A 25,248-nucleotide genomic window follows, 5' to 3' on the forward strand; every position below is an offset into this window, starting at 1 on the left:
GCCCCCTCAAGCCTGCGACTGGCGCGTCGGCCGCCGGCGCGCGAGTGCGCGCATTCGCGAGCGCAAGCCAGTGGTCGCCCCGGCCAGCGGTGGCGACGCTCCGGTTGCTTTGCCGCGCACCCCCTCGACCAGCTCCGCCAGCGTCTCCTCGGTGCTGTGCCGAGGATGCCACCCCAGCACGAGCTCCGCGCGGGTCGTGTCCACGAGTGCCGCCCGGTCGGCGAGCTCGAGCCATCCCGGGTGCAGCGGCTGCAGCCCGACCGTCCAGGCGAGGCGGGCCGCGAACCGCGCCACCGGCTTGCCCACCGGCAGGCGCAGGCCGCCGAAGAGCCGCGCGAGGGCGTCGGCGTCCAGCACGTCCGGCGCGGCGAGGTTGAACGGTCCGGTCGCGCGCTGCTCCAGGATCAACCGCACGGCCGAGGCCACGTCGGCGGAGTGCACCGCCTGCACTCGCAGGCCGGTCCAGAGCGGGATGGGCAGAAACCGCCTGCCCAGCAGCCCGGGTGGGATCACCGGGCCCAGCAGCCAGCGCGTGAACTCGCCTGCTGCCGGCCCCTGCAGCACCGCGCACGGCCGGATCCGTGCCAGCTCGACTTGCGGGTGCGCCGCGGCGAACGCGTCGAGCATCGTCTCCAGCTCCGCCTTGCCGCGGCTGTAGGCGCTGACCGGGATGCCGGTGCGCGGGTACTCTTCGGCGACCTTCTCGCCGCGCGGCCCTGGCCCGTACGCGGCCACCGACGACGCGCACACCACGTGCCTGACGCCCGCTTTCGCCGCGGCGTCGAGCACGTGTCGGGTTCCGTCCTCGTTGGTGCGGCGCATCGCCGGCTCGTCCCACGCCGGCGAGATCGCCCACGCCAGGTGCACGACCGCGTCCGCACCGTCGAACGCGAGCGCCAGTGCTTCCTCGGCCGCGGGTTCACCGAGGTCGAGCTGCAGCCAGGACACACCGGAGTACGGCTCTGCGGCGAGGTCGGGGACGCGCCGCGCGACGCCAGTCACCTCCCACGAGGAGTCCAGCTCGCGCAGCAGCGCCGTCCCGATGTTGCCGCTCGCACCGGTGATCACGATTCCCACGCTCCGGAACTACCCCGGTACGGCGCACGGTAACCCAACCGGCTTCTTGGCGGCGGTCATCGTGTTCTCGGCGCCGACCACCACTTTGTCCTCGCCCGCCATGAGCGCAACGAACCCGGCTTCCGCGTTTGGCCGGCTGCCGGTGCTGTCGGCTGGGCAGGCACGGTGCGCCATGAGGATGCCCTTGGCCTGCTCGATCGGCGACCGCGACGACAACGCCTGGCGCAACTGCTGCTCGGTTTGCGCGGCGCAGTGGCACTCCGCCAGATCGCTTCTCGCCGTGCTGCCCGTCACCCGCTCCGTCGCGGCCACTGCGCTCGGTGCGGGCCGGCACCGGCGGGTGGTGCGTAGCGGAGTGCAAGTGCATGCCGACGGTTCGGGGGCGATCGGCGCGGTCCGCCGGTCCGCGGTGGTGCGGCTCGCGGCATTCCCGTCGACACGCCGGCCGAGGACACTGACCTGACCATGGCCGTGGAACGCGATGGCCGGCGCGTCGTGTCCGAGCAGGAGGCACGGGCCCGGACCGAGGCGCCGCCACGCTGGGGTAAGTGTGGAAGCACCGCCGCGCTGTGCCCGAAGGAGGTGCCGCCGGCCGCCCGGGCCGGGCGGGGTTGCCGTATCTGCTGCTGTTTCAGGTGCTGCCGTTGGTGGATGCCGCGGCTATTTTCGGGGTCCTCGCCGCCGATGGGGTCACCGTCGGCGAGTAATGGCTGGTTTTCCTGGCGTTGCAAGCGATTCCTGTGGTGATCGCGTCCCGGCCCGACGGTGAGCGCTGCTGCTGCAGTTGCAGCAGTTCGTGTACCGGCAGCTGATGTACCTCGTCGCGGTTCAGTCGGTCGTGACCGCACTCGCCGGCGCACCGCTGCCCTGGCACAAGCCGCGAACCTCCGCCGACCTGGCTAACCACGGCGGGAGGGTCGAAACGCTGCTGACGCCCCCGCGGCGAGGTTGGCGAGACGGAGTTGTTACAAGAACTTTTGTGGTGCCGCTTGCGCGCCCTACGTCAGGTGTTGGGGGCTCCTCGACCCGGGATGCGACCCGTGGAACGGCGGGGGTGCGGACGGGCAGGAGGTTGTGTGGGTGGCCGCGGCCGTCGAGGGCACGGCGGCGAACGGGTGTCACACGTGGCTGTTGCCGAAGTCGGGCTGGATTTATCAATCTGGGTTGATGTATTTTCAGGCGGTGTTGTCGTCTGATGGACCGCCGTCGTTCGTGCGATTGCTGGCCGATCCAGTGCGGTGGCGGCTGGTGCGCGAGCTGGCCGGCAGTGACCGGCGCGTGCGGGAACTGGTGGCGGCGGTCGACCAGCCGCAGAACCTCGTGTCGTACCACCTGCGGCAGTTGCGGTCGGCGGGGCTGGTGACGGCGCGGCGGAGCAGTTTCGACGGGCGGGACAGCTATTACCACCTGGACCTGGCGCGGTGCGCGGACGCGTGGGCCGAGGCCGGCGCGGCAGTGCACCCGGGGATCGGACCATCGGACGGGTTCGCTGACCCCCGCTCCAGGCGCGCGAGGGTGTTGTTCGTGTGCACGGGCAACAGCGGGCGTTCCCCGCTGGCGGAGGCTCTGCTGCGGCACCGTCGGCGAGGCGCGGTGGAGGTGTCCAGCGCCGGCAGTCACCCGAAACCGTTGCACGCCGACGCGGTGCGCGTGGCCGCGGAGTACGGCATCACGCTGGAGCACGAGCCGACGCACCTGGATTCGTTGCGTGGCAGGCAGTTCGACTGGGTGATCAGCCTGTGTGATCGGGTCCGCGAGGTCTGTCCGGAGTTTCCCGGGCGGCCGGTGACGATCCACTGGAGCCTGCCCGATCCGGCCCGTGAACCCGATCCCGGCGGAGACACCCTGCCCGCGTTCCAGCGCACCGCCGCAGAGCTGGACACCCGGATCCGGTTCCTGCCGCTGTCTCTCACCACCGACACCGAGGAGAGCCGAACATGAGCACCGACCTGGAAACCCTGGTGAGCGTGCGCTACCTCGTCGACGACGTCGAAGCCGCGATCGCCTTCTACACCACCCACCTCGGGTTCACCGTACGGACACACTTCGCCCCGGCGTTCGCCGACGTGACCCGCGGGAACCTGCGGCTGCTGCTGAGTGGCCCCACGAGTTCGGCCGGGCGGGCGATGCCGGACGGCACGAAACCCGGCCCGGGTGGCTGGAACCGCATCCACCTCATCGTCGAGGACATCGACGCCGAGGTGACGCGGCTGCGCGCGGCCGGTGTCGGCTTCCGCAGCGACGTCGTCTCCGGTCCCGGCGGGCGCCAGATCGTGCTGGACGACCCCGCGGGCAACCCGGTCGAGCTGTTCCAGCCACGAGCCTGAGCGACCCGACTTCCCCGAGGAGAGCAACCCACCATGACCACCGGCAATCCGCCCGCGCTCGCGCGGCGGCTGGGCACCGGCGACGCCGTCGTCATCGGCCTCGGCTCCATGATCGGCGCCGGCGTGTACGCGGCGTTCGGCCCCGCCGCGAAAGCGGCCGGCAGCGCCCTGCTGATCGGGCTGGTCCTGGCGGCCCTCGTCGCGTACTGCAACGCCGTGTCCTCGGCGCAACTGGCCGCGCAGTACCCCACCTCTGGCGGAACCTATGCCTACGGGCGGGAACGGCTCGGACCGTGGTGGGGATTCACCGCCGGGTGGGGCTTCGTCATCGGCAAGACCGCCTCGTGCGCGGCGATGGCGCTGACCTTCGCCACCTACGCCGTTCCGGGCCCATGGTGGCTGCAACGCCTCGTCGCCGTCGCCGGCGTGCTCGCCCTCGCGGTGCTCAACACCCGTGGCGTGACCCGCACCGCGCAGCTGACCCGGATCCTGGTCACGATCACCCTCGTCGCGCTCGCGGCCGTGGTGCTCGGCATCGCCTTCGGCGGCTCGGCAACCCCGGCCCACCTCGGCGGTGTGCAGGCGTGGACCTCCGGCGGCGCCTACGGGATCCTGCAGGCGGCTGGGTTGCTGTTCTTCGCGTTCGCCGGCTACGCGCGCATCGCCACGATGGGCGAAGAGGTCCGTGACCCGGCCCGCACCATCCCGCGAGCGATCCCGCTCGCGCTCGGAATCGCCGTGGTCGTGTACCTGGTCATCGGCGTCGCCGCGCTGCTGGCCTCCGGGCCGGCGCGACTCGCTGAGTCCGCCGCACCCCTCGCGACCGCGGTCACCGACGCCGGCGCGGGTGGGCTGGTACCAGTGGTGCGTATCGGCGGCGCGGTCGCGAGTCTCGGTGCGCTGCTGGCGTTGATCGCCGGGATCGGGCGCACCAGCCTGGCCATGGCCCGCAACCGCGACCTGCCCGGCTGGCTGGCCGCAGTGCATCCCCGCCACCAGGTTCCCCACCACGCCGAACTGGCCCTGGCCGTGGTCGTGTCGGTGCTCGTGCTGACCACCGACCTGCGCGGTGTGATCGGCTTTTCCTCCTTCGGGGTGCTCGTCTACTACGCCATCGCCAACTCCGCGGCCTTCACCCAGCACTCGCCGCACCGGCGCTGGCCCCGCTGGGTGCACATCCTCGGCCTGCTGGGCTGCCTCGTGCTCGTGAGCACCCTTCCCTGGCCCTCGATCATCGCCGGGCTGGCCGTGTTCGCCGTCGGCCTCGCCGGACGCGTGCTTGTTCGCCGGTCCAAGCGTCCGACTCCGTCTTGAACGCGTCACCGACGACGGCAAGTCCGGCGCCCGGCGGCTGTATCACGAGTTCGGTCACCGCAACACCAACAAACCGGCGCGGTCATCACGCGCGCCCAGCCCCACCCCCGGCTTACCGGCCTGCCGAACGCCGGCCGACTGTTCGGGTCAGCTCGTGCCGAGGGTCTCGGGCAGAGTCAGGTACCACGTCATGGTCACGGTGGTGCCCACGTCGGTGGGGGCGAGGATGGTGTGGTCGGCGAGAGCGCGGATGAGGTTGAGGCCTCGGCCGCGCAGCCGGCCGGGGTCGGCGGCGGGCGGTTCCCAGCGGCCGTGGTCGGTGACTGTGATCCGGATCAGGTCGTGCTGGTGGTGGGCATGCAACTCGACAGTGCCGACAACGCCGGCGGGGTAAGCGTGGTTCGCCGTGTTGATCAATGCCTCGTAGGTGGCCAGCTCGACGTCGTGCGCGAGATCACCCGTCAGGCCGTGGGCCCTGATCCAGTCCGCCAGGGCGTACCGCATGAGGGCGACGTCGTGGGTACGGGCGAGGCGGTGCGCTCGCAGGTCGAAGTTCGCGGCCGCGACACGGTTGGCAGCCGGGGACATGGGCACCACCTCACGCGGTCGTGGCCTGGCCCGGTTTGGGCCCTCACTGGTGTGATACCCGCGCACAGACGGGGCACACGTCCCGTGGCGTCGAGCGGTCAGGTTTCCTCGGCGGCCAGAGCCTCGGCCGCTGAGGAATACAGCGCGAATTGCTGATCGAGGCCGACCAGTCGCAGGGTGCGGTCGAGGGAGTGCTCGACTGCGAGACGCAGCGTGGTGTGCTCGCCGGCGGCTTGGCGTGCCTCGGCCAGCGCTGAAAGCGCGATCGAGGCGAAGAAGCGGACCGCGGTCAGGTCGATCACCAGCACGTCGGGTGGGTTCTGGTCGTGCAGCGCCTCGCGGACCGCCGCCTGGAGTTGCGGTGTGGTGAGCACGTCGAATTCGCCGCGCGCGGTAAGCACCACGGCGGAGCCCTCGCGGCGCAGGCTGACGCCCGTCTCGCCAGCGCCTCGCGCGCGCTCGGGATCGGGGTCCGATGCCGGCATGGCCCGATCGTCGCGCACCTGTCGCCGCGGTGCACCACTCCCGGGGGCCGGGGCATTCACACCGGCGTCGGCGGCCTGATCAGCATGGCGGGTGCGCCGTTGTCTTCGCAGGTAGGGGCCTGCGGTGACGGCGTTACTACTGCGAGTCCGCGAACTCGCCAGGTCACTGCTTGGTCACGACGGTGTCGACGATCGCCGGCGGACTGGAAGCGTCCTGCCGCACCGCTGCGGCGATCCTGCCCGCTGGTGCGATTGGGAAAGGCGTTTCCCGCCGGAATGTGTTGTGCCGAGCAGCCGGCCACCCCGTGCCACGGTCAACGCGGTCGGCAACGCTTGCCGGCGGCAACGGCCACGACGCCCAGCCTTGCGCCACCCCGCCAATTCTCGGCGGCAGGCCGGGGAATCCCGCGAGTACCTGCCGGGCCCGGGTGTTGCTCTCGCCTGTGCCGTTGGGCTGACCGAGGGGAGGCTTTCAGCCTCGACGAGGTCGTCGCCGCGCTTACCGAGCCCCGCGCCGGCCCGCGCTGGGGACCGGCTCGTCCTTCTGAGGCGAGGGCCGACGGCCGCAGCCTGGTTAGCGTCGCAGGCACTGCCCGGCCGGAGGAAGGGATCGGCGCCATGGCCCAGTGGATCCCCGGCCTGCACCAAGTGCGTACCTACCAGCGCCGCTGGCTGGCCAAGGACCTCGTGGCCGGCGCAGTCCTCACGACGCTGCTGGTCCCGCAGGGCATGGCCTACGCGGAACTCGCCGGGCTCCCGGCGATCACCGGGCTGTACACGTCCATCCTGTGCCTGCTGGGCTACGCGGTCTTCGGGCCCTCGCGGATCCTCGTGCTGGGGCCGGATTCCTCACTGGGGCCCATGATCGCCGCGACCATCCTGCCCCTCGTCGCGGCGGACGGGGACCCGGCGCGAGCCGTCGCGCTCGCGTCGATGCTGGCGATCATGGTCGCGGTGATCATGATCGCCGCCGCGGTTGCGAAGCTCGGTTTCATCGCCGACCTCATCTCGAAGCCCACGATGATCGGGTACCTCAACGGGCTGGCCTTGACCATCGTGGTGAGTCAGCTGCCCAAACTGTGCGGGTTCAGCGTCGACGCGGAGGGGCTCATCGCCGAAATCGGTGCCGTGGTGCGGGGAATCGCCGGCGGCGAGGTGGTCGGCGCGGCCGCCGCGGTCGGTGTCTGCGGTGTCGCGGCGATCCTGGTATTGCAACGCTGGGTGCGCAAGGTGCCCGCGGTTCTGGTCGTCGTCGTGCTCGCGATCGCCGCGGTACCGCTGTTCGACCTGGGAGCCCGCGGCGTGCAACTGGTCGGCGTTCTGCCCGCCGGCTTCCCCCCGCTGACGATCCCGCACGTGGGCCTCGCCGAATTCACACCGTTGTTCGCCGGGGCGCTGGGCATCGCGGTGGTGTCGCTGGCGGACACGATCTCCACGGCCTCGGCCTTCGCCGCACGCACCGGGCAAGAGGTCCAGGGCAACCGGGAGATGGCCGGAATCGGAGCGGCGAACCTGGCGGCGGGGCTGTTCCAGGGTTTTCCCGTCAGCACCAGTGGCTCGCGGACCGCGGTGGCCCAGCAGGCGGGGGCCCGGACCCAGCTGGCCGGGGTCGTCGGCGCCGTGCTGATCACGGTGATGATCGTGGTGGTGCCCGGCCTGTTCCGGAACCTGCCCCAGCCCGTGCTGGCGGCGATCGTGATCACCGCCGCGGTGTCGTTGGCCGACGTGCCCGGGACGGTGCGGCTGTGGCGGCAGCGCAAGACCGAGTTCCTGCTCTCGATCGCCGCGCTGGCCGGAGTCGCGCTGCTCGGTGTGCTGGCGGGGATCGCGATCGCGGTGGTCCTGTCGATCCTGAACGTCTTCCGGCGTTCGTGGCTGCCCTACCACACGATCCTCGGGAAAGTGCCGGACCTGCCGGGCTTCCACGACGTCCGGTCCTATCCGCAGGCGCTGCGCCTGCCGGGACTGGTGATCTTCCGGTTCGACGCGCCGCTGATGTTCGCCAATGCCAAAACCTTCCGCAACGAGGTCCGCCGGCTGGCGGCGGCCAGCCCCGCTCCCCGGTGGGTCGTCGTGGCCGCCGAGCCGGTGACCGATGTGGACACCACCGCCGCCGACATGCTGCGTGACCTCGACGATGAGCTCAACACGCGCGACACGCACCTGGTGCTGGCCGAGCTGAAGGACCCGGTGCGGCGCAAGATCGATCGCTACGAGCTCACCCGCACGCTCGACCCGGCTCACTTCTACCCCACGATCGGCGCTGCGGTGGCCGCGTTCAGCGAGCAGGCGAGCACCGACTGGGTTCCTTTCCGAACCGGTGAACCAGAACGACCTTCTTCACCCGGACGATGACCACGCCGACCAGCCCGGCCGCCAGGTCGTCTCGAGCAACGCCCGTTCCCTCCGCCGCACCCGCGGGCGGCCGTGAGCGCTTGTGCCGCTGTCTGTCGGGGCACTGTTGTCTGGCGTCAACGATTGCACCGGTCCGTTCCTCGCCGTCGACGTCCCGCTCGCAGAGTATCCGGGCTGACCACATCGCGCGCCGTGCCGGATGTGCGGGATCATTCCGCCGGGCGGACGAACCGGCTCGGATCGCCGGCCGCTCGCGCTCCGCTGTTCAGCCATCGAGTGAAACCCCGGCGGTCGCGGCGTTCCAGTTCGTCGAGGTACGCCTGCCTGGCGGCGATGACGGCGTACCGTGACTCTTCGTCGCGGACGTGCTCCAGCTCGATGTAGCTCCGCCGCCACGCCAGGCAGAGCTCCTCGACCGACAGCGAGCTGACCGACACCGGCCGGACCGACCCGCAGTGGACGTTCGGAAGAGGTGCGGGCCGCCGCCGGTGAGGCTGGTCGGGTCGGCCGAGGACCTTCGGCCCCGAACACAGGCCGGCGAGCACGAGAGCGGCCGTGGCGGTCACGGCCAGGGTCGCTCCGGCGACGACTGCGGTGGTCGCCGCCACCAGTCCGACGACCGCGGTGAAGACGGCGACCACCGCGGCCGCTCGCGGGGCCGCGTGGCGAGGACCGAAGCGACGCTCCAACCAGCGGCCGTTGGCGCAGACGCAGAAGAACGAGCCCAAGGCCAGCGCTGAAGTCGCCACGGCGACCAGGGCCAGAGTCGGTACCAGCACGAGACCGAGTGCGCAAATCACGCTCGTGCAACTCACTGTCGACCACCACACCACGCGAGCGAACACGGTCCACCTCGACTGTCGGGCGAAGCACCGGGAGCCCGGACACCGGGCCGCGCGGCTCCACACCACCTCGGCGCGTGGTGCTCCGGCGGCCGGGGAGCCTGCGATCCAGCGTGCAGGGACTGGTTGCGTCCGGATAGGGTCCAATGTCGTTTCGCCGGGCATTCCGCGTGTAACGACGACACTGATATCTGTGGTGTCGCTCGTGGGGCCGAACTCTCGGCGGTGGTGCCAGGTCTGTGCGAGCAAGCAGCCGGCGGCTGATCTGGTGAAGAGGCGTTCTCCAGCAGGTGTTGTCCGTCGGCAGGTGATCCAGTCAGCGCGATTCGAGGTGCGTGCGGTGTTCCTGTGACCGCAGTTGCTGCTTCGGTATCCCGGTGCCGCCGTCCTGCGCCGCCGCACGCCGTGAGGCCCTTGGTCACAGGAATCCGGGCCGTTCGGCCATTCGCAACCGGGACAACGGACAAATGCAAGGCCACGTGAATTTGCTCGCTGGCTGATTCCGGGAGTGACCGCTGGGAAGCGCAGGCTGGCTTTCGAGTCCCGACAACGGATCCGCTCCGCCGACCGGTCCACTGCGTGAAGCCCCGGCCGCGGCGCACAGTGCCGACGGCGACGTGATCCTCGTACGCGCTCCGCCGGTTCTCGCCGGGTACCGGGTGACGACGCCGCAACCGTCGAGTCGAGCACGACGGCGTCACCCGCGCTGGATCATCCGTTCGCCGGCTTCGCGCGCGGACTTTGTGCCGGGTCCATGCGCGCCGCGGTCGGCTCCCTCGAGGTCCAACCACCGGATGACCGCCCTGGCCCATCGTGTTCGCCTCACCCGGATCGGACGAGTAGGGCGGCCTTCCGGTGTGCTTCCGTGGCCGCACTCACCCTGCGACGTGCTCGTTCGTGCCGGGGCCGGGTTGAGCGGGGGGTGGCGGCGATGACCAGACAGACTCCGGTTCGGATCGTCCCTGGCCGACTCCGGGCCGGCGACGCCGCTGGTCGCGGCCTTGGCCGCCATCGTGGTGGTCTTCGCGCAGCGCGGCACGGATCCGGCCACCTCGACGCCGGCGACGAGTGAACGGAAGCGCCACGTGTGCCTGAGCCGGCGAGTTCCCTGGCGCGAACTGGAAAAGTGCACCACCGAGGGGTAACTGATGAGCGCTGACAACATCGCCCGCACGACACACGGACAACCGGGTAGGGATGACCTCTCACCTGACGCCGGCCTGCTGACGACTGCGCCGGGATGGGAGGTGCGCCGAAGTCCGACGACTGGTGAATGGTCGACCGCCGAGTGGTACGACCGTTCGGTAAGAAGCGGCTGGCGAATCGGCTTGACCCCGATTCGCCCCGGCGTCGTCGCTGCGATGCTGTGGTCCGGCGACATCCTCGTCGACCACGCCCGCGGCACCGAAGCTGCGACGTATGCGAGGGCGCATCGCTGGATCGGTGACGTGACCGGCTACGGAGGCGTCTTGCCCGGATGACCCCTCACACGGGAAACGACTTCGCCATGCAGCTGTTGCCGTGTGCGACAAGCGGTCCGGGAGATGCCCGCTTCCGGCACACCGGAGGAACTGCCGGCGTCGGCGGGCATCGACCACGAGGGCATCGCCCAAGCCGCGCAGGCGCTCGCGTCGGCATCGGCCTGATCGAGCCGGGTCAGCGGCCTGGCGCCGTAATGCCTGGACGCAGCAGACGGCCGCGCCGCTGCGGTCCCGCACGGTCCAGGCAGCCGCCGTGCCGGCTGTTCCGGCGAGCGAACTCACTCCGCGAGGATGCGGCGGTTCGAGGTGTCAAGTGGCGGAATCCGGGTAGCCGGGGCTTGAGGCCATCGGACGCGAGTTCCAGGAGGAATCATGGCCAGCACCGAAACCGGCCAAGTCACAGGCACCCAGGACAAGGACTACAACATCATCTGGTTCGTGGAGGCGTGCCTGAGCAACGCCCTGCGGATGGAGTCCTACATCGCCGATGCCGAACGCGATGGCGACCGCGAGCTGGCCGCCTTCTTCCGCCGTGCGCAGGAAGAAAGCCGGAAGGGCGCGGAGCAGGGCAAGAAGCTGCTCGCCCAGCGGCTCGGTGCCGAGCAGTGACTCGGTGATATCGCTGCGCCAACACCGAGCCGCGAGGTACGCGGGCTGAGCCGGGAAGCGGTGAAGCGTCCACGGGGATCGCCGGTCCGCTGCCCGGTAGTCCAGTGTTTCGACCGTCGAAGTCGTCGGCCGGTTGGTGAGCACCTTGCGCGGCCGGTAGCCGTGCGTCGGTTCGCCGCCGGTTCCGGTGCAGGTGATGCGGTGCGTCAGTGTGGTTGAGCAGGGCGACGGCTGCTCACATCGGGCTTCGAGGTCGGGCTTTCCGCGGCCGGTCAGCTGGTCGTCGTGAGGTCGTTGCTGTCGGGAGCGGTGCCGGGAGTCATGGCTGGCGGGCCGCTGGGTGACGTGCTCGGTCGGCGGAAGGCGCTGCTCGGTGTAGGCGGCGTTGCTCGCGGTGGCCGCGGTGGTCTCCGCGGTCGCACCGCCGGTGGAAACGCTTGTCCTGGCTGGCGGACTTTTGCCTTTCCATCGCGGCATTCGCGGTCTTGCGCGTGCCTGGCGCTGCACATGGGCAGCTGCAACCACCGCCGCCGTCTGCCAACCTCGGCACGCGCGCCGGCCGCCCTCGTTCAGCCCCGCACCCCGGCCGGTTCCCGCGCGACCGAGTAGACGGCGTAAGCCGAACGGAGCACCGGCTGGGCGACGTTGCGCACCCGCACCCCGCCCGGTGTCACGCCTTGTTCCGTGCCGAAATGGGCGTGACCGTGCAGGGCCAAGTCGGCCTGCACCTCGTCGATGGGTTCGCACAGCAGGTACGAGCCGAGGAACGGGTGGATCTCCGGTGGTTCGCCGTGCAGGGTGCCGGACACGGGGGAGTAGTGCGTGAGCGCGACGACCACGTCGGTGTCCAAGCTCAGCAGCGCTTCCCGCAGGCGGCCGGCCGAGTCCATGGTGTGCTCGACGAAGTCCTTCATCTCGCGTTCCCCGAAGTGACTCGCGCACTTGCCCGCGAAGCCTCCGCCGAAACCCTTGACGCCGGCCACGCCCAGGGTGCCGTCGGGGAGGTCGAAGGTGGTCGCAGTGCCCTCCAGGACGGTGATGCCGACGTCTGCGAGCGCCGCGGCGACCACGTCCTGGCGGTCGCTGTGGTGGTCGTGGTTGCCGAGCACAGCGGCGACGGGCACGGGCAGCCCGGCGAATTCCTCGGCGACCACGCGGGCTTCGGTCACGCTGCCGTGGCGGGTGAGGTCGCCGGCGAGCAGCAGCACGTCAGCGTGGTCGGCGAGGTGCTCCAGGGCGGGGCGCAGCAGGCCTCGGGAGTCCTCGCCCAGGTGCACGTCCCCGACGGCGGCGATCCTCATCGGCCCAGCTCCTCGGCGTGCGCGGGCTCGCGGATCTCGGTGACGCGCACGTCGTTGTGCACGAGTTCGCCCGCGAGGTGTTCGGCGACCACACGGGCCAGCTCCTCGCGGCGCGAAGGGCACGCGACCTCGCCGGTCAGGTGCACGTGGTCGCCTCGCACCGTCACGTGCACCCCCAGTTCGGCGGTCCGGGGATCCTCGGCCAAGGCGCGGGTCAGCCGGGCGACGAGGTACTGCGGTGGTTCGTGCATCGGTTCGTCCTCTCCGTCGATCACGGACAACGCGGTGAGCAGCGACAGGAACGCGCGGGCGTACGGCGACTCGGACGTTTGTGCGCACACCGAGGGCCAGTCCACCTGCTCGCGCAAATCGCGGGCGATCGCCAGCAGCGGCGCGAAGTCGCAACGGTGCGCGTCGAGCACGAGGACCTTGTGCACCATCAGGTCCGTCGCAGACAGGACCGGCGCTTCGGTGGGACCGATCCGCAGACTCGTGGCCCGGTCGAGCAGGGCATCGGTGACCGGGCGCTGGTTGGGGCGGAAGACGAGGTCGACGAGCCGGTCGCCGTCGTACACCTTGGTCAGCCAGTCCTCGGGCGGGTGCGCCGGGCGCATCCCGGCCCGCGTCAGCGCGGCCCGCGCTCGGGGCGCGTCCTCGGGCCGGAGGAACACGTCGACATCATGTTCCGACGGTGGCCCGCCCCGGGCGTACACCGCGAGGCCACCGGCCACGGCGAACCGAATCCCGGTGGGCGCCAGTGCGGTGACCACCCGGGTGAGGCTCTGCAGGAGCGCGTCGACGTCCACCGTCAGGGCCGTTGTCCCACACCGGTGGCGATTTCGCTCAGCCGGGTGTCGTCCGCGGCGAGTTGCGGGGTGCCGCCCCCGGTGCCTTCGCGCAGGCCGGACAGGAACTCGCGGAGGGTGGCGGCCGCCGTGTGCCCGGGGCGCCAGTCCAGTTCGGATCGTGCCCGCGTCGTGTCCATCAGCGGCAGCCGCAACACAGTGTCGAACAGACCGGGCGTCGCGGGCACAAGGTGCATCCGCCACGCGGCGGCCAGCGCCGGGCGCACCAGTCGCGGCGGCACCGGGACCAGCCGGGCGTCCAGCAGTTCGGCCAGGAACGCTGAGTCGACGACCTCATCCGTCGCGAGGTTGAACGCGCCGGTGACCGGGCGCAACACGCAGCGCCGCACGGCGTCGGCGAGGTCGGCACTGTGCACGATCTGGAACCGCAAGCCGGGTACGTCCGGGACCACCGGTACGAGGTCGGGCCGGACGAGTTTGGCGGGCAGGAGCGGTCCCGCGAACAGTCGTCGTTGCTCGGGCGCTGAGGAGCGCTGGAAGACGAAGCCGGGGCGCAGGCGCACGACCCGTGTTCCCGGGTGGTCGCGTTCGAACGCGTCCAGGCACCGCTCCACGTAGGCCTTTTCCCGCGGGTAGGCCGCGCCGGGCCATCCGTGGGTGGGCCAGTCTTCGGTCGCGCGCCGGTCGCCTTCGCCGGGCGAGTAGGCGGCCACCGACGACGTGTAAATCAGCGTCTGCACGCCGGCTTGGGCTGCCGCCTCGAAGACGCGCAGCGACCCGTGCACGTTGGCGTCCCAGGTGACATCCGGCCGGTGGGTGGGCTGGAAGAGCCACGCGAGGTGGACCACGGCGTCGGCCCCCCGCATCGGCAGCGTGAGGTCGTCGCGCGTTACGTCGAGCTGCACGTACTCGGTCTTCGGCGGCGATACCCCCGCCGGCCGCCGCTCGACCCCCACGATGGACCCGACCGCCGAATCCGCGGCGAGTGCGCGGACGACGGCTGTGCCGATGTTCCCGGTCGCGCCGGTCACGACGATCCGTTTGCCAGTCATACCCTGGGCTTACCCGCGCCGGACCTGCCTAATCGTCGAGCCGGTGCAGCAGACGGCGAGCGGGCAGTGCCATCGCGCCGAGTCCGAGCGTTGCCGTCACGCCGTCGCGCGAGGTGACGAGACGGTCTTCGACCTGGGCGAGCAGTTCGTGGCAGTGGGACAGGTCCACCCCGGCACCGGGCGCGATCGTGGCACGGACGGCCCGGGCCAGCTCACGCAGCAGCTCGGCGACCGTCCGTCGAGCCTCGGGCCACGGGTACAGGAAGGGTTCACGTCCCTCGGACGCGGTGCGCACGGAGTCCACGAGCTGTTCGGCCGGTGGCCACAGCGAGAGAAGTGTCCGGAGTGGACGGTCGTGGGCGAGCCCCGAGCGCGGTCGGCGCCGGCGCAGGTTGAGGTACCGGCCTTCCTGGGTCAGGGTGGCCGCGTCGTCGGCTTCCCGGACGAGGCTGCGCACGTCGCGGATTCGGCCGAGCCACTCGTCGAGGTCCTCGGGCGGTTCGTCGGAGCGCACGACTTCGGCCGTTTCCTCGAGCAGGCTCGCAAGGGCGCGGGCGAGGCGTTCGCCGGCGGCGGCGAGGCGTTCTCCGTACAAGGGAGGGAAGACGAGCACGTTGACCGCGAGCCCGATCGCGGCGCCGAGGGCGGTTTCGAGGAGGCGGTCGCCGAGCAGGCCGACATCGCGCGCTGTGCCGTACGTGACCACCAGCAGTCCGGTGACGGCCACCCAGACCCCCGAGCCGCCGAATCGGCGCCATCCGCCGACGAGCAGCCCGAGCAACACGACGACGGCCAAAGTCGCGGTGAGACCGGGAATCAGGTACGCCACGCCTGCGGCGAGCAGTACCCCCGTCGCGACCGAACCCACCTGCTCCAGCCAGCCGCGCAGGCTCCGGTACACGGTGGCCTCCACGAGGAAAACCGCGGCGTACGGCGCCAGGAAGGGCTGTGGAAGGCCCAGGGCGAGGTCAGCCAGCAGCCACGCAGTCACCGCGGCCGTGGTGGCCTTGGCGGCTTGCACGAGAGTCCGTCGTTCGGACCCTGGCAGGCGAACCGCCCGCGCGATCCAACCGAGAGGGGATCGGTCGTCGCGCAGGAACCCGCGTATGTGATCGAAGACGACGTCGGCCACGGGCTCAGCGCTGCGGGGCGGGCGTCCGCGTCGTCCGGCTGCCGGTCAGCGCCACAGCGAGTGCGACGAGCGCGGTGAGGCCGTGCAGCCAGTTGTCCGCCCAGTTCACGTTGACCGGGTCCTCCTTCACGCTGCTGAAGGCAGTCGCGAGAATCCCATAGGCGGTCAGGCCGGTGAACGCGACGAACACGAACCAGCAGTAGCCGATCGCTCCGGCGAGTTTGCGCGCCGCGAGCAGGCCGAGCACGCCCACGGCGGTGTGCACGATGTTGAGCACGGTGCTCGAGCTGAACAGCCACACCGTGCGGGTCGTGTCGTGCCCGACGTGGCCTGTTTCGGGCACGAAGAACCCCGCAACACCAAGCGCGAGGTAGACCACCGCGAGCACGTCGACGACCAGGCGTGGCCGGAGATGTGGGGCGATTGCCATGGTGCCTCCTTTCCGCGTCAGGGACTACCCGCCTGGCGGCGCGACCACACTCACAGCCGCATCGGCCCGAGGCCACGCCACGTAGCCGCCGATGTGGCCGGATCGCGCGGTCGCACCGCTGGCAGCGCGACGAGGGTCCACCGCGAAGATCCGGACGTCGCGAGCCTCCGGTCGCCTCGATGTTCTCGCTCGGGGCTGGCCTGCTTCAGGGACTACCGCCGTACGGTGCGACGAGCACCGCGGCGGGTGCGTCCGGCGCAGATTGGTCGCGAACTCGACCCGGGTAAGGGCGTGCGGCAGCACTCGCGGAGGTCCTGGGTGCCGGGGTACTGCTGCTTGAGCAGCTTCGCAAGGTGTACGGCGTTGCGTACGAGTGTCGCGTTCGTCGACGCGACGGCCTTGGGGGTCTCGTCGAGGTCGTTGTAGTCGCCGCCCCGCATGGCTTCGCCGTTCCAGTACGTCGCGCCCTGGGCCGGCACGGTGAAGCCGGTGTCGTTGAGGGCCTGGAACAGGTCCGCGATGATCTTGTGGGCGCCCTCCTCGTTGCCGACCACCGCGGCCGTGTTCGGCGAACAGCTCGAGCAGTCGGCGCGCGATCACGCCGCCGCTCGACTTCGCCGGGCGGCTGCTCAACCGCGCTGGACGCGGTTCGTCTCAAGTGCGGCCCAGACGCTGTCGAAGTTGTCGTAGCGGCCGTCCACGGCCAGGGCGCCGAGCGGGCCGAGCACGTCGTCGCTCCCGCCGGCGGCAGTGGCGTGCCGCAAGAGGTCCTCGCGGCCGCACGGGTAGGCCACCCGCTCCAGGTGGCGGGCGAACGTGTTCTGGTCCGGAAAGGACATGCGTACCTCCTTTGTTCTCCGCCTGGGGTACCCGACGGACGCGGCGTTCATCCGTATCGGCCGCCTGGCACGTGATCAGCAATGTCCCGGGATGGTAGACACCTGTCTCGACGACGTGCTCGATCCGAAGATCCTCGAGGCCGCGTGATGTGCGGCGACGGGGTTGTGGCGTGGACTCGCAAGGTGGCGGCGGTCGCTAGCGGAGAGGAACAGGGGCAGGGGCCCGGCAGCGTCACCAAGGGATTGGCTGGGGGAGGCGCGGGTACCCGGCGGCCAGGAGGTGATCCATGGCCGACTGTCACTACAGCGCCCCGGCAGCAGAGGCGGAGATCCACGCCGGCTCGGACGTCGAGCAGAGCCGACGTGGGGCCGGCTGACCGGGAGGTCAGCCGGATCACTTGCTGAGCGTTGCCGTATCGAGAGAAAGGATTTCGACGATGACCGTCGCCCGCGACATCATGACCTCGGACGTCACTTGCGCCCGGGAATCCGACACGGTGCTTGACGCGGCCGGGACGCTCGCCCGCCTCGGTGTGGGCGCCTTGCCGGTGTGCGGCGAGGACAATCGACTCAAGGGCATGCTGACCGACCGCGACATCGTGGTGAAGGTCCTCGCGGAGGGCAAGGAACCGCGCGCGGTGCACGTGGGCGAGCTCGCCCAGGGCGAGGCCGTCACCATCGGGGCCGACGACGACGTGGAAGACGTCCTGCGCACGATGTCCGAACACCGCGTTCGCCGCTTGCCCGTCATCGACGGCCACGACCTCGTCGGCGTCGTGGCCCAGGCCGACGTGGCCCGCGCCATGCCCCACCTCGCGGCGGGCGAACTCGTGGAGGCCTTGTCGTACGACTGACGGGGTTGCCCGAACGAGCGGATCGCCGGGCCTGGCCGCAATGCCAGGCCCGGCGCCGGAAGCCGCGCCGCACGCCAGCTTGCCGGCGCGATCGCCAGGTTTGCCGCAGGCGGGCGAGGTCCCGGCGCCCTGGTGGCGGGTCGCCCTTCGGCCTGATCGCCGCCGCGCCAGAGGCCGCCGAGCCCTCGTCGCCGCGAACTGTCCACAGTGCACGCGCGAAACTGCCGGGCCCGCCGCTGCAGCAGGGCCCGGCAGCGGTCGCTCTACGCTTCGCGGAAGGTCTCGCCAGACGGTGTAGTGGCTTCGTCGGCGGCTTCCAGGTTGTGCTGCGCGGCCTCGGTGGCGCGGTCCGGGAGTTCCTCGGCGAGGCGCTCGTCCAGCGGCCGCGGCTCGGCTTCCTCCCGCGGAGTCATGCCGTACTTGTTCACGCCACTCCAGTGCTCCGGCGGATCCATGCCCGCTTCGAGGGGGTCGGTCTGGAGCTGGTCCTCGTCGAGGTCCTGGGCGGCGCTGAGCCCGGCCGGGTCGGTCTCGGCCGAGTCCTGCGTGCCGGGGTCGTGGGGCTGGTCGGGTTCGCTCATCGGAGACCCTCCTTTCTTGGTCGGACTTCCCCGCAGTGCCCGCGTGTAACCGCTGGTTCTTGATACGGAAGTGACCACACGGTGAAGATCGTCGCCGGCGGCGGCCAGGACCGCCGGTAGCCAGGCTCATCACCGCTTTCGATGCGCTGGCCCGGACCTCGACCGGAACGAGCGATACGGAATCCACTAGCGATCTTGGTGGCTGATCCTGGTTTGTGGCTCAGGTCGAGTTGATCGCTTGTAGTCGGCGACCGGTGCGGTCGCAGACGTTCCGATGTCCGTGGGGCTGCCGCGATGCGGCTGCTTGGTGTTCGCCCGGGGCCGAGTTCGGTGTGGCGTTCGGTGGTCTGGTCTCCGGGAACTCCAATCGCCGGGTCGCAAATGCCACAGTGGATCAGGCCGGCGAGGGCGAACTGTCGCGCGCGGCCGTTACGGTGCCGGGGCCGGTGCCCGTTGCGATCGGGGTCGGCGCTGGACGGGCGGGCATGCCCCGTTCAACCAGGTCGCGCGGCAATTGTCGCGCGGCCAACCCTGTGACGACATGCGGTCTCGGTGGCGCAGGGTTGAGGTGCGGCCGTAGAACGCGAACCGCAACTCGCCGCGGGCGCAGCAATTCGTATAACGCTGTATTCACCAGCGCTCGTGGCGTCGCGACTCGAGGGTTCGGCCCCTCATACCCGTAGGGTTCAGGCCACTGCTCGATCTGGGGGTTACAGAGATTCTGCACCGCCGGTGTTCGACCGACGTCAGTTGACGGGGCTGCGGCGTTCTAGGAAGACGGTGTCTTGCCATCGGCCGTCGCGTTGGGCGATGCGTTCGCGGATGCCGACGGTGCGGTAGCCGGCGGAGTGATGGAGGGCGAGGCTGGCGCGGTTGTCGGTGAAGATCGAGGTTTGCAGGGTCCAGAGGCCGGCGTCGTCGGCGGCCATGACTTGCTTGCGTAGCAGGGCTTTGCCGACGCCGCGGCCGCGGTGGGTTTCAGCGACGTAGACCGACGTTTCGGCGACGCCGGCGTAGCAGTCGCGCGAGGAGACGGGGCTGGCGGCAGTCCAGCCGACGACCTGGCCGTCGGCTTCGGCGATCCACCGGTGGTCGGTCAACCACTTCGCGTCGAGGCTCGCGCGGGTGGGGACGGCCGTCTCGAAGGTGGCGTTGCCGGTGGTGAGGCCTTCGCCGTAGATGCGGCGCACGGCGGCCCAGTCGCCGGGTTCGAGGGCGCGGACGGTGACGTCGGCGGGCACGTCGTCGGGGCAACAGGGGCGGGGACCGAGCAAGCCCATGACGGCGTCGGCGGCGTGCGGGAGGCCGGAACAGCAGGCTTCGTTGACGGTGACGACGGTGGCGGTGCCGACCTTCTCCAGGTGCACGAACCCGACGTCGGCGAGCTTGCGGACGTGGTGCGAGGTGGTGGATTGGCTGGTGCCGAGGATTTCGGTGAGCGCGCCGACCGTGAGGCCGCGTGGGGTGGTGGCGACGGCGTGCAGGAGTCGCACCCGCACGGGCTCGGCCAGGCAGGCGAACCACTCGGCATAGGTGGTGGCGTCCGTGGTGGGCAGGACCTGGGCCTGAGGCAGCGCGATCGGCATGTCCGTCAGTGTATCGATCGGAATCGATGGTTGCATCCATCGATTCCGATCGATAGTGTCCGAGGCGAGTTAATCGAGCCGGATCGATGGAGGGTGTTGGGGATGAGCGAATACCCGGTCGTGGTCGTCGGTGAGGGGCCGGTGGGGCTGGCGGCCGCGGCGCAGCTGCTGGAGCGAGGCCTGGAGCCGCTGGTGTTGGAACGTGGGGAGCGTGCGGGGACGGCGGTTGCGGAGTGGCACCACGTCCGGTTGTTCTCGTCGTGGTCGGAGCTGGTCGACCCGGCCGCGGGCCGGCTGCTGGAGCCGACGGGTTGGGTGCGCCCGGCCGGGCGTGGTTATCCGACCGGGCGGGAGTGGGCCGAGTCCTACTTGCAGCCGCTCGCGGACGTGCTGGGTAAACGGGTGCGGTTCGGTGCGGAGGTCGTGGGCGTGGCGCGCCGTGGCCGGGATCGGGTGGTGGACAGCGGTCGCGACGCGGAGGCGTTCTCTGTGCACGTGCGGAGCGTCGACGGCGCCGAGGGGCGCATCTTCGCACGGGCGGTGATTGATGCGTCCGGAACGTGGGTGGGCGTCAACCCGCTGGGAGGTGAGGGGTTGCCCGCGATCGGGGAGGCCACGGCGGCGGACCGGATCGTCTACCGGGTCCCGGACCTGGGCGACCCGGCGACGCGCGGTCGCTACGCCGGTCGGCACATCGTGGTGGCCGGCAGCGGGCACTCCGCGCTGACGGCGTTGGTGGCGCTGTCCGGGCTGGCTGAGCAGGACCCCTCGACGCGGATCAGCTGGGTGCTGCGGCGCGGCGGAATCGGGAACACCTTCGGCGGTGGCGATGCGGACCAGTTGCCGGCGCGCGGTGCGCTGGGGCTGCGCGCGCGGAGTGCGGTGGAGGCGGGGCTGATTTCCGTGGTGACCGGGTTCCGCACCGAGACCGTCGAGCGCGACACTGCGGGCAGGCTGACGCTGGTGTCGGCGGCCGGGCAGCGGCTCGAGAACGTGGACGAGGTCGTGACGCTGACCGGGTTCCGCCCGCAGTTGGAGTGGCTTTCGGAGATCCGGCTGGAGCTGGACCCGACGTTGCAGGCGCCGGTGCGGTTGGCGCCGTTGGTGGATCCGAACGTGCACTCGTGCGGAACGGTCTATCCGCACGGGGCGAAGGAGCTCGCGCACCCGGAGCAGGATGTCTACCTGGCGGGGGTGAAGAGCTACGGCCGCGCTCCGACGTTCCTCGCCCAGACCGGCTACGAGCAGGTGCGCAGCATCGCGGCCGAGCTAGCCGGGGACCACGAGGCGGCTGCGCGGGTGGAGCTGATCCTGGCCGAGACCGGGGTGTGCGGTGGTGCCGGCCTGTTCGACGAGCAGGATCCCGGCGCCGGTGGTTGCTGCGGGCCCGCGGCGGCTGAGCCAGGCGTGGCCGGGCCTGTCGAGCTGGTGGCGGCGGGGTGTTGCGGTCCGGCGGAGCCCGAGGTGCTGACGTTGTCGGCGCCGCTCGGGCGCGGGAACTGAGCGGTGCCGAGCGAGACCACCACGCACGCGGGCACGTTGCCGGCGTCGGGGCTGCGTCGGGTCCTGGCGGTGTTGTGCCTGACCGAGATCACCAGCTGGGGCGTGCTCTACTACGCGTTTCCGGTGCTGGCGCCGGACATCAGCCGGGACACGGGGTGGCCGGCGCCGGCGGTGATCGCCGCGCTGTCGGGGGCGCAGCTGGTGTCCGCGCTGGCCGGGATCGCGGTCGGGCGGTGGCTGGATCGGCGGGGCCCGCGGGCGGTGATGACCGCGGGGTCCGTACTGGCGGTCCCGGCGGTGGTGCTGATCGCTACCGCGCAGAACCTGGGGTGGTTCATCGCCGCGTGGGCAGTGGCCGGGCTGGCGATGAGTGCGGTGCTCTACCCGCCCGCGTTCGCTGCCCTGACCCGTTGGTACGGGCCGCGGCGGGTGTCGGCGCTGACCGTGCTGACGCTCGCCGCGGGGCTGGCCAGTACCGTCTTCGCCCCGCTGATCGCGCTGCTGGCGGCGCACCTGGATTGGCGCCACACCTACCTGGTGCTGCTGGCTGTACTGGCGGTGATCACGGTTCCCGGGCGTCTGGGGGTTGCGCGGGCCCTGGCCGCAGGTCGAGCACCACGCCGAGGCGCACGAGCACGCCGATCCCTCGCAGGTCGCGCACAGCGGGGCGTTCCTCACGCTGGTGGTGGCGCTGAGCCTGGCGACGTTTTCGGTGTTCGCGGTCGTGGTCAACCTGGTGCCGCTGATGATCGAAGGCGGCGTCAGCGCGGGCACGGCCGCGGTCGCGCTCGGCCTCGGTGGCGCCGGGCAGGTCCTGGGCCGGCTCGGCTACGCCACCCTGACCCGGCACACCAGCGTGCGGACCCGCACGGCGCTGATCCTGCTGGCCACCTCGCTCACCACCGCGCTGCTGAGCGTGCTCACCTCGACCGCGGCCCTGATCGTCGCCGCGATTGTCGCCGGGATGGCCCGCGGGGTGTTCACCCTGTTGCAGGCCACCGCGATCACCGACCGCTGGGGCGCGGCGCACTACGGCCGGCTCAACGGGCTGCTCTCGGCACCGATGACCATCACCATGGCGCTGGCCCCGTTCGCCGGCGCCGGCCTCGCCGCGCTCTTCGGGGGCTACACCCCGGCGTTCCTCGTCCTCGCCGCGGTCAACGTCGCCGCGGCCGCGCTGGCCTTCGCGGCCAACCCGACCAGGAGAACCCCATGACCGACCCGCACGCGATCGTCATCGGCGGTGGCCAAGCCGGCCTCGCCACCACCCACGCCCTGCTCACCCGCGGCCTGCGCACCGTGTTGCTGGAGGCCGGGGCCGAGCCGGTCGGGTCATGGCCGCGCTACTACGACAACCTCACCCTCTTCTCCCCGGCCCGCTACAGCAGCCTGCCCGGCCTGCCCTTTCCCGGCGACCCCGACCGCTACCCGCACCGCGACGAGGTCGTGGGCTACCTGCGCCGCTACGCCGCCCGCCTCGACGCCGACATCCGCACCCACCACCGGGTCACCACCGTCGCCCGCGACGGCGACGGCTTCACGGTGCGGACCGACAGCGGCGACACAGTTGCCGCACCGGCGGTGATCGCCGCGACCGGCGGGTTCAGCCGCCCGCACCGGCCCGCCCTGCCCGGGCTCGACCGCTTCACCGGCACCGTCCTGCACTCGGCCGACTACCGGACGCCTGAACCTTTCACCGGGCAGCGCGTGATCGTGGTCGGCGCCGGCAACTCCGCGGTCCAGATCGCGGCCGAACTCGCCGCCCACGCGACCGTCACCCTCGCCACCCGCGCGCCCGTTCGCTTCGAGCCGCAACGCCCCTTCGGCCGCGACGTGCATTTCTGGTCGGCTGCAGTGGGGTTCGATCACCTGCCGATCGGCCACCTGCTGCGGAGCAAACCGGCGTCACCGGTCCTCGACGCCGGGGCGTACCGGGCTGCGATCGCCGCGGGCCGTACCGGTCAACGGCGCATGTTCACCCACATCGAGGGCAGCACCGTTCGCTGGCCGGACGGCAGCACCGACGAGGCCGACACGATCATCCTGGCCACCGGATTCCGTCCGGACGTGTCCTATCTGGACAGCCTTGGTGCGTTGCGTGACAGAGTGCCGCTGCACACGCGCGGGGTGTCCACCACGGTGCCCGGGCTGGGCTGCGTCGGGCTGGAATGGCAACGCAGCTTCGCCTCCGCCACCCTGCGCGGCGTCGGTCGGGACGCCGCCTACGTCGTCACGCGGCTCGCCACCACGACGTCACCCGTGCGTCGGCGGTGCTGCCAGCCGGTCGGCTAACACGTTCAGCGCCTCACTCCGGGGCCGGTAGTGGATCGACGTGCCGCGGCGCTCGGGCTGGACCAGACCGGCCTCACGCAGCAGTTTCAGGTGATGGGAGATCGTCGGCCCGGACACGCTGAACGCCGTGGTTAGATCGCCCACGCGCGCGCCGCCGTCGGCGCCGGTGCAGATCAGCGAGAGCAGCCGCAGCCGGATCAGATCACCCAAGGCCTTGAACACCGTCGCCAGATCGGCGGCGTCCTCAGCCGGCAACGGCGCCTCCGCCAACGGCGCACAACAGGCGCTGGGCGAAGGCGTCGAGTCGCGCACGAGGTGATCTTCGCAAAGGCGGGTCAGTCGCCGTGCCGCTGGGACCACGCCAGCGTGGCGACCTGCACCGCGTCGGTCGTCAGCAGACGTCTGACGGCTGACGGGTCGGAAGCCGACAGCGCTTGTCGTAGGCGGGTCCACTAGTTCACGACGTGCGCGGCATCCGGCTACTCGTGTCCGGGCTGGCAGGGCATGGGCCGGTCCGGCAGGGAGCTGAAGTGGGCCGGGGAGAACAGCCGCAGCGAGTCGCCCGCGCGCCACCCGGGGCGGGCCGGGCGTCGATGACGAGGAAGCTCAGTTCGGCCTGGCGGAGGTGGTAACCGGCGGCGAGGCCAGCTTGCCTGCCGCCGATCACCACGCCGTCTGCGCAGCTCACTTCGGGGCGTCGGCAGCCCAGCGCTTGCGCAGCCACAGGCTCACGTAGACCAGCCCAACGAGGACCGGAACCTCGATCAGTGGCCCGACCACCCCGGCCAGCGCTTGCCCGGACGTCACTCCGAACACGCCGATCGCCACGGCGATGGCGAGTTCGAAGTTGTTGCCCGCCGCGGTGAACGCCAGCGTCGTGGTGCGCGAATACGAGAGTCCGGAGGCCTTGCCCAGCAGGTAGCCGCCGCCCCACATGGTCGCGAAGTAGGCCAGCAGCGGGAGCGCGATCCGCGCTACGTCCAGCGGCCGGGAGGTGATGTTGTCGCCCTGCAGTGCGAAGAGCACGACGATGGTGAACAGCAGCCCGTACAGCGCGATCGGCCCGACCTTGGGCAGGAACTTGCCCTCGTACCAGTCGCGGCCCTTGGTGCGTTCCCCGATCCGGCGCGAGAGATAACCGGCGGCGAGCGGGATGCCGAGGAAGATCACCACCGACAGTGCGATCTCCCACGGGGAGAAGCTGATGCTCTGGCTCTGCAGGCCCAGCCAGCCGGGCAGCAGGTCGAGGTAGAACCAGCCGAGCACCCCGAACATGATCACCTGGAACACCGAGTTCAACGCGACCAGCACCGCGGCGGCTTCCCGGTCGCCGCAGGCGAGGTCGTTCCAGATGATGACCATGGCGATGCAGCGGGCGAGGCCGACGATGATCAGCCCGGTGCGGTACTCGGGCAGGTCCGGCAGCAGCAGCCACGCCAGCGCGAACATCAGCGCCGGTCCGAGAATCCAGTTCAGCAGCAGCGAGAGCACCATGGTGCGGGTGTCGCGGGTGACGGTGTCGAGCTTGTCGTAGCGGACCTTCGCCAGCACCGGGTACATCATCAGCAGCAGGCCGAGCGCGATCGGCAGCGACACTTGCCCGACCTTCACCGCGTCGAGCACGCCCTGCAGCCCGGGCACGACGCTGCCCAGCAGTAGCCCGACAGCCATCGCGGCGATGATCCACACGGGCAGGAACCGGTCCATGAAGGACAGTTTGCGCAGAACGTCGGCGTCGGCCGGAATCGCGGTCTGGTCGGCGGTCTGGGTCACGAGCTGGTCCTCCTGGCAGCG

The 25,248-nt window shown here is 71.0% G+C and carries 25 protein-coding genes and 2 pseudogenes; 11 read left to right on the top strand and 16 right to left on the bottom strand.

The window, feature by feature from the left end; genetic code table 11:
• Positions 1 to 6: 6 nt before the first annotated feature.
• Complete coding sequence (locus tag AB0F91_RS37015) at positions 7 to 1,068, bottom strand: NAD-dependent epimerase/dehydratase family protein (RefSeq protein WP_360605377.1); 1,062 nt, start codon at positions 1,066 to 1,068, stop codon at positions 7 to 9.
• 18 nt (positions 1,069 to 1,086) lie between these two features.
• Positions 1,087 to 1,389, bottom strand: a complete 303-nt coding sequence (locus AB0F91_RS37020) for an ANTAR domain-containing protein (protein ID WP_360605379.1) — start codon at positions 1,387 to 1,389, stop codon at positions 1,087 to 1,089.
• A 257-nt stretch (positions 1,390 to 1,646) separates the two neighbouring features.
• Here AB0F91_RS37020 and AB0F91_RS37025 point away from each other — a divergent pair, with 257 nt between their 5' ends.
• The 4 genes from AB0F91_RS37025 (at position 1,647) to AB0F91_RS37040 (ending at position 4,718) form a co-directional block, all read left to right on the top strand.
• Complete coding sequence (locus AB0F91_RS37025; protein ID WP_360605381.1) at positions 1,647 to 1,784, top strand: hypothetical protein; 138 nt, start codon at positions 1,647 to 1,649, stop codon at positions 1,782 to 1,784.
• 460 nt (positions 1,785 to 2,244) lie between these two features.
• A complete protein-coding gene (locus AB0F91_RS37030) occupies positions 2,245 to 3,018 on the top strand; it encodes a metalloregulator ArsR/SmtB family transcription factor (protein WP_360605383.1) in 774 nt (257 codons plus the stop codon).
• Positions 3,015 to 3,404 carry a VOC family protein gene (locus tag AB0F91_RS37035; protein WP_360605385.1) on the top strand — a complete coding sequence of 130 codons (390 nt, stop codon included), beginning with the start codon at positions 3,015 to 3,017 and terminating at the stop codon, positions 3,402 to 3,404. Before AB0F91_RS37030 ends, AB0F91_RS37035 begins: the two co-directional genes overlap by 4 nt.
• 33 nt (positions 3,405 to 3,437) lie before the next feature.
• Positions 3,438 to 4,718 carry an APC family permease gene (locus tag AB0F91_RS37040; protein WP_360605387.1) on the top strand — a complete coding sequence of 427 codons (1,281 nt, stop codon included), beginning with the start codon at positions 3,438 to 3,440 and terminating at the stop codon, positions 4,716 to 4,718.
• Positions 4,719 to 4,865: 147 nt separating this feature from the next.
• Here the strand turns inward: AB0F91_RS37040 and AB0F91_RS37045 are convergent, their stop codons facing one another.
• Positions 4,866 to 5,306, bottom strand: coding sequence for an ATP-binding protein (locus AB0F91_RS37045; RefSeq protein ID WP_360605389.1), 441 nt, complete (start codon positions 5,304 to 5,306; stop codon positions 4,866 to 4,868).
• 98 nt (positions 5,307 to 5,404) lie between these two features.
• Positions 5,405 to 5,791: an STAS domain-containing protein gene (locus AB0F91_RS37050; RefSeq protein WP_360605391.1), complete on the bottom strand. Its 387-nt coding sequence runs from the start codon at positions 5,789 to 5,791 to the stop codon at positions 5,405 to 5,407.
• A 618-nt stretch (positions 5,792 to 6,409) separates the two neighbouring features.
• Between AB0F91_RS37050 and sulP the strand changes: the two genes are divergently transcribed.
• A complete protein-coding gene (gene sulP / locus AB0F91_RS37055; RefSeq protein WP_360605393.1) occupies positions 6,410 to 8,146 on the top strand; it encodes a sulfate permease in 1,737 nt (578 codons plus the stop codon).
• 209 nt (positions 8,147 to 8,355) lie between these two features.
• Here sulP and AB0F91_RS37060 read toward each other — a convergent pair whose 3' ends face one another.
• A complete protein-coding gene (locus tag AB0F91_RS37060) occupies positions 8,356 to 8,925 on the bottom strand; it encodes a hypothetical protein (RefSeq protein ID WP_360605395.1) in 570 nt (189 codons plus the stop codon).
• A 1,211-nt stretch (positions 8,926 to 10,136) separates the two neighbouring features.
• Between AB0F91_RS37060 and AB0F91_RS37065 the strand changes: the two genes are divergently transcribed.
• Together AB0F91_RS37065 and AB0F91_RS37070 are read left to right on the top strand one after the other, a co-directional pair.
• Positions 10,137 to 10,469, top strand: a complete 333-nt coding sequence (locus AB0F91_RS37065) for a hypothetical protein (RefSeq protein ID WP_360605397.1) — start codon at positions 10,137 to 10,139, stop codon at positions 10,467 to 10,469.
• Positions 10,470 to 10,841: 372 nt separating this feature from the next.
• Entirely contained in the window at positions 10,842 to 11,078 is a 237-nt protein-coding gene (locus AB0F91_RS37070; RefSeq protein WP_360605399.1) for a hypothetical protein, read from the top strand.
• A 569-nt stretch (positions 11,079 to 11,647) separates the two neighbouring features.
• Here the strand turns inward: AB0F91_RS37070 and AB0F91_RS37075 are convergent.
• The 7 genes and pseudogenes from AB0F91_RS37075 to AB0F91_RS37105 all read right to left on the bottom strand — a co-directional run bounded on the left by AB0F91_RS37075 (position 11,648) and on the right by AB0F91_RS37105 (position 16,638).
• Complete coding sequence (locus tag AB0F91_RS37075) at positions 11,648 to 12,379, bottom strand: metallophosphoesterase (protein ID WP_360605401.1); 732 nt, start codon at positions 12,377 to 12,379, stop codon at positions 11,648 to 11,650.
• Positions 12,376 to 13,185: a nucleotidyltransferase family protein gene (locus AB0F91_RS37080; protein ID WP_360605403.1), complete on the bottom strand. Its 810-nt coding sequence runs from the start codon at positions 13,183 to 13,185 to the stop codon at positions 12,376 to 12,378. Before AB0F91_RS37080 ends, AB0F91_RS37075 begins: the two co-directional genes overlap by 4 nt.
• 2 nt (positions 13,186 to 13,187) lie before the next feature.
• Complete coding sequence (locus AB0F91_RS37085; RefSeq protein WP_360605405.1) at positions 13,188 to 14,237, bottom strand: NAD-dependent epimerase/dehydratase family protein; 1,050 nt, start codon at positions 14,235 to 14,237, stop codon at positions 13,188 to 13,190.
• A gap of 28 nt (positions 14,238 to 14,265) precedes the next feature.
• On the bottom strand, positions 14,266 to 15,258 hold the full coding sequence (locus AB0F91_RS37090; protein ID WP_360605407.1) for an FUSC family protein: 993 nt from the start codon (positions 15,256 to 15,258) through the stop codon (positions 14,266 to 14,268).
• A 115-nt stretch (positions 15,259 to 15,373) separates the two neighbouring features.
• The gene (locus AB0F91_RS37095; protein WP_360605409.1) at positions 15,374 to 15,799 is read right to left on the bottom strand and encodes a DUF4383 domain-containing protein; all 426 of its coding nucleotides are present in this window, start codon (positions 15,797 to 15,799) and stop codon (positions 15,374 to 15,376) included.
• Positions 15,800 to 16,116: 317 nt separating this feature from the next.
• Positions 16,117 to 16,356: pseudogene (locus AB0F91_RS37100) on the bottom strand (flavodoxin); the annotation flags it as partial.
• A gap of 72 nt (positions 16,357 to 16,428) precedes the next feature.
• Positions 16,429 to 16,638: a DUF2795 domain-containing protein gene (locus AB0F91_RS37105; protein ID WP_360605411.1), complete on the bottom strand. Its 210-nt coding sequence runs from the start codon at positions 16,636 to 16,638 to the stop codon at positions 16,429 to 16,431.
• 437 nt (positions 16,639 to 17,075) lie between these two features.
• Between AB0F91_RS37105 and AB0F91_RS37110 the strand changes: the two genes are divergently transcribed.
• Entirely contained in the window at positions 17,076 to 17,492 is a 417-nt protein-coding gene (locus tag AB0F91_RS37110) for a CBS domain-containing protein (RefSeq protein WP_360605413.1), read from the top strand.
• Between the two features lie 263 nt (positions 17,493 to 17,755).
• Here the strand turns inward: AB0F91_RS37110 and AB0F91_RS37115 are convergent, their stop codons facing one another.
• Together AB0F91_RS37115 and AB0F91_RS37120 are read right to left on the bottom strand one after the other, a co-directional pair.
• Entirely contained in the window at positions 17,756 to 18,073 is a 318-nt protein-coding gene (locus AB0F91_RS37115; protein ID WP_360605415.1) for a hypothetical protein, read from the bottom strand.
• Positions 18,074 to 18,819: 746 nt separating this feature from the next.
• On the bottom strand, positions 18,820 to 19,659 hold the full coding sequence (locus AB0F91_RS37120) for a GNAT family N-acetyltransferase (protein WP_360605417.1): 840 nt from the start codon (positions 19,657 to 19,659) through the stop codon (positions 18,820 to 18,822).
• 102 nt (positions 19,660 to 19,761) lie between these two features.
• Between AB0F91_RS37120 and AB0F91_RS37125 the strand changes: the two genes are divergently transcribed.
• From AB0F91_RS37125 to AB0F91_RS37135, 3 genes and pseudogenes are all read left to right on the top strand, one after another.
• The gene (locus tag AB0F91_RS37125; protein ID WP_360605419.1) at positions 19,762 to 21,162 is read left to right on the top strand and encodes an FAD-dependent oxidoreductase; all 1,401 of its coding nucleotides are present in this window, start codon (positions 19,762 to 19,764) and stop codon (positions 21,160 to 21,162) included.
• 36 nt (positions 21,163 to 21,198) lie between these two features.
• A pseudogene (locus AB0F91_RS37130) lies at positions 21,199 to 22,378 on the top strand (MFS transporter).
• Positions 22,375 to 23,454 (top strand): FAD-dependent oxidoreductase, encoded by a 1,080-nt coding sequence (locus AB0F91_RS37135; RefSeq protein ID WP_360605421.1) that lies wholly within the window; start codon positions 22,375 to 22,377, stop codon positions 23,452 to 23,454. Before AB0F91_RS37130 ends, AB0F91_RS37135 begins: the two are co-directional and overlap by 4 nt.
• Here the strand turns inward: AB0F91_RS37135 and AB0F91_RS37140 are convergent.
• A complete protein-coding gene (locus AB0F91_RS37140) occupies positions 23,416 to 23,724 on the bottom strand; it encodes a metalloregulator ArsR/SmtB family transcription factor (protein WP_360605423.1) in 309 nt (102 codons plus the stop codon). The two genes, AB0F91_RS37135 and AB0F91_RS37140, sit on opposite strands and share 39 nt — an antisense overlap.
• Before the next feature lie 414 nt (positions 23,725 to 24,138).
• Positions 24,139 to 25,227 carry an ACR3 family arsenite efflux transporter gene (arsB, locus tag AB0F91_RS37145; RefSeq protein ID WP_360605425.1) on the bottom strand — a complete coding sequence of 363 codons (1,089 nt, stop codon included), beginning with the start codon at positions 25,225 to 25,227 and terminating at the stop codon, positions 24,139 to 24,141.
• Positions 25,228 to 25,248: the final 21 nt, after the last annotated feature.

Origin of the sequence: Amycolatopsis sp. NPDC023774 (genome assembly GCF_040639695.1) — a bacterium.
In the GTDB taxonomy this organism is placed as follows: Bacteria; Actinomycetota; Actinomycetes; order Mycobacteriales; family Pseudonocardiaceae; genus Amycolatopsis.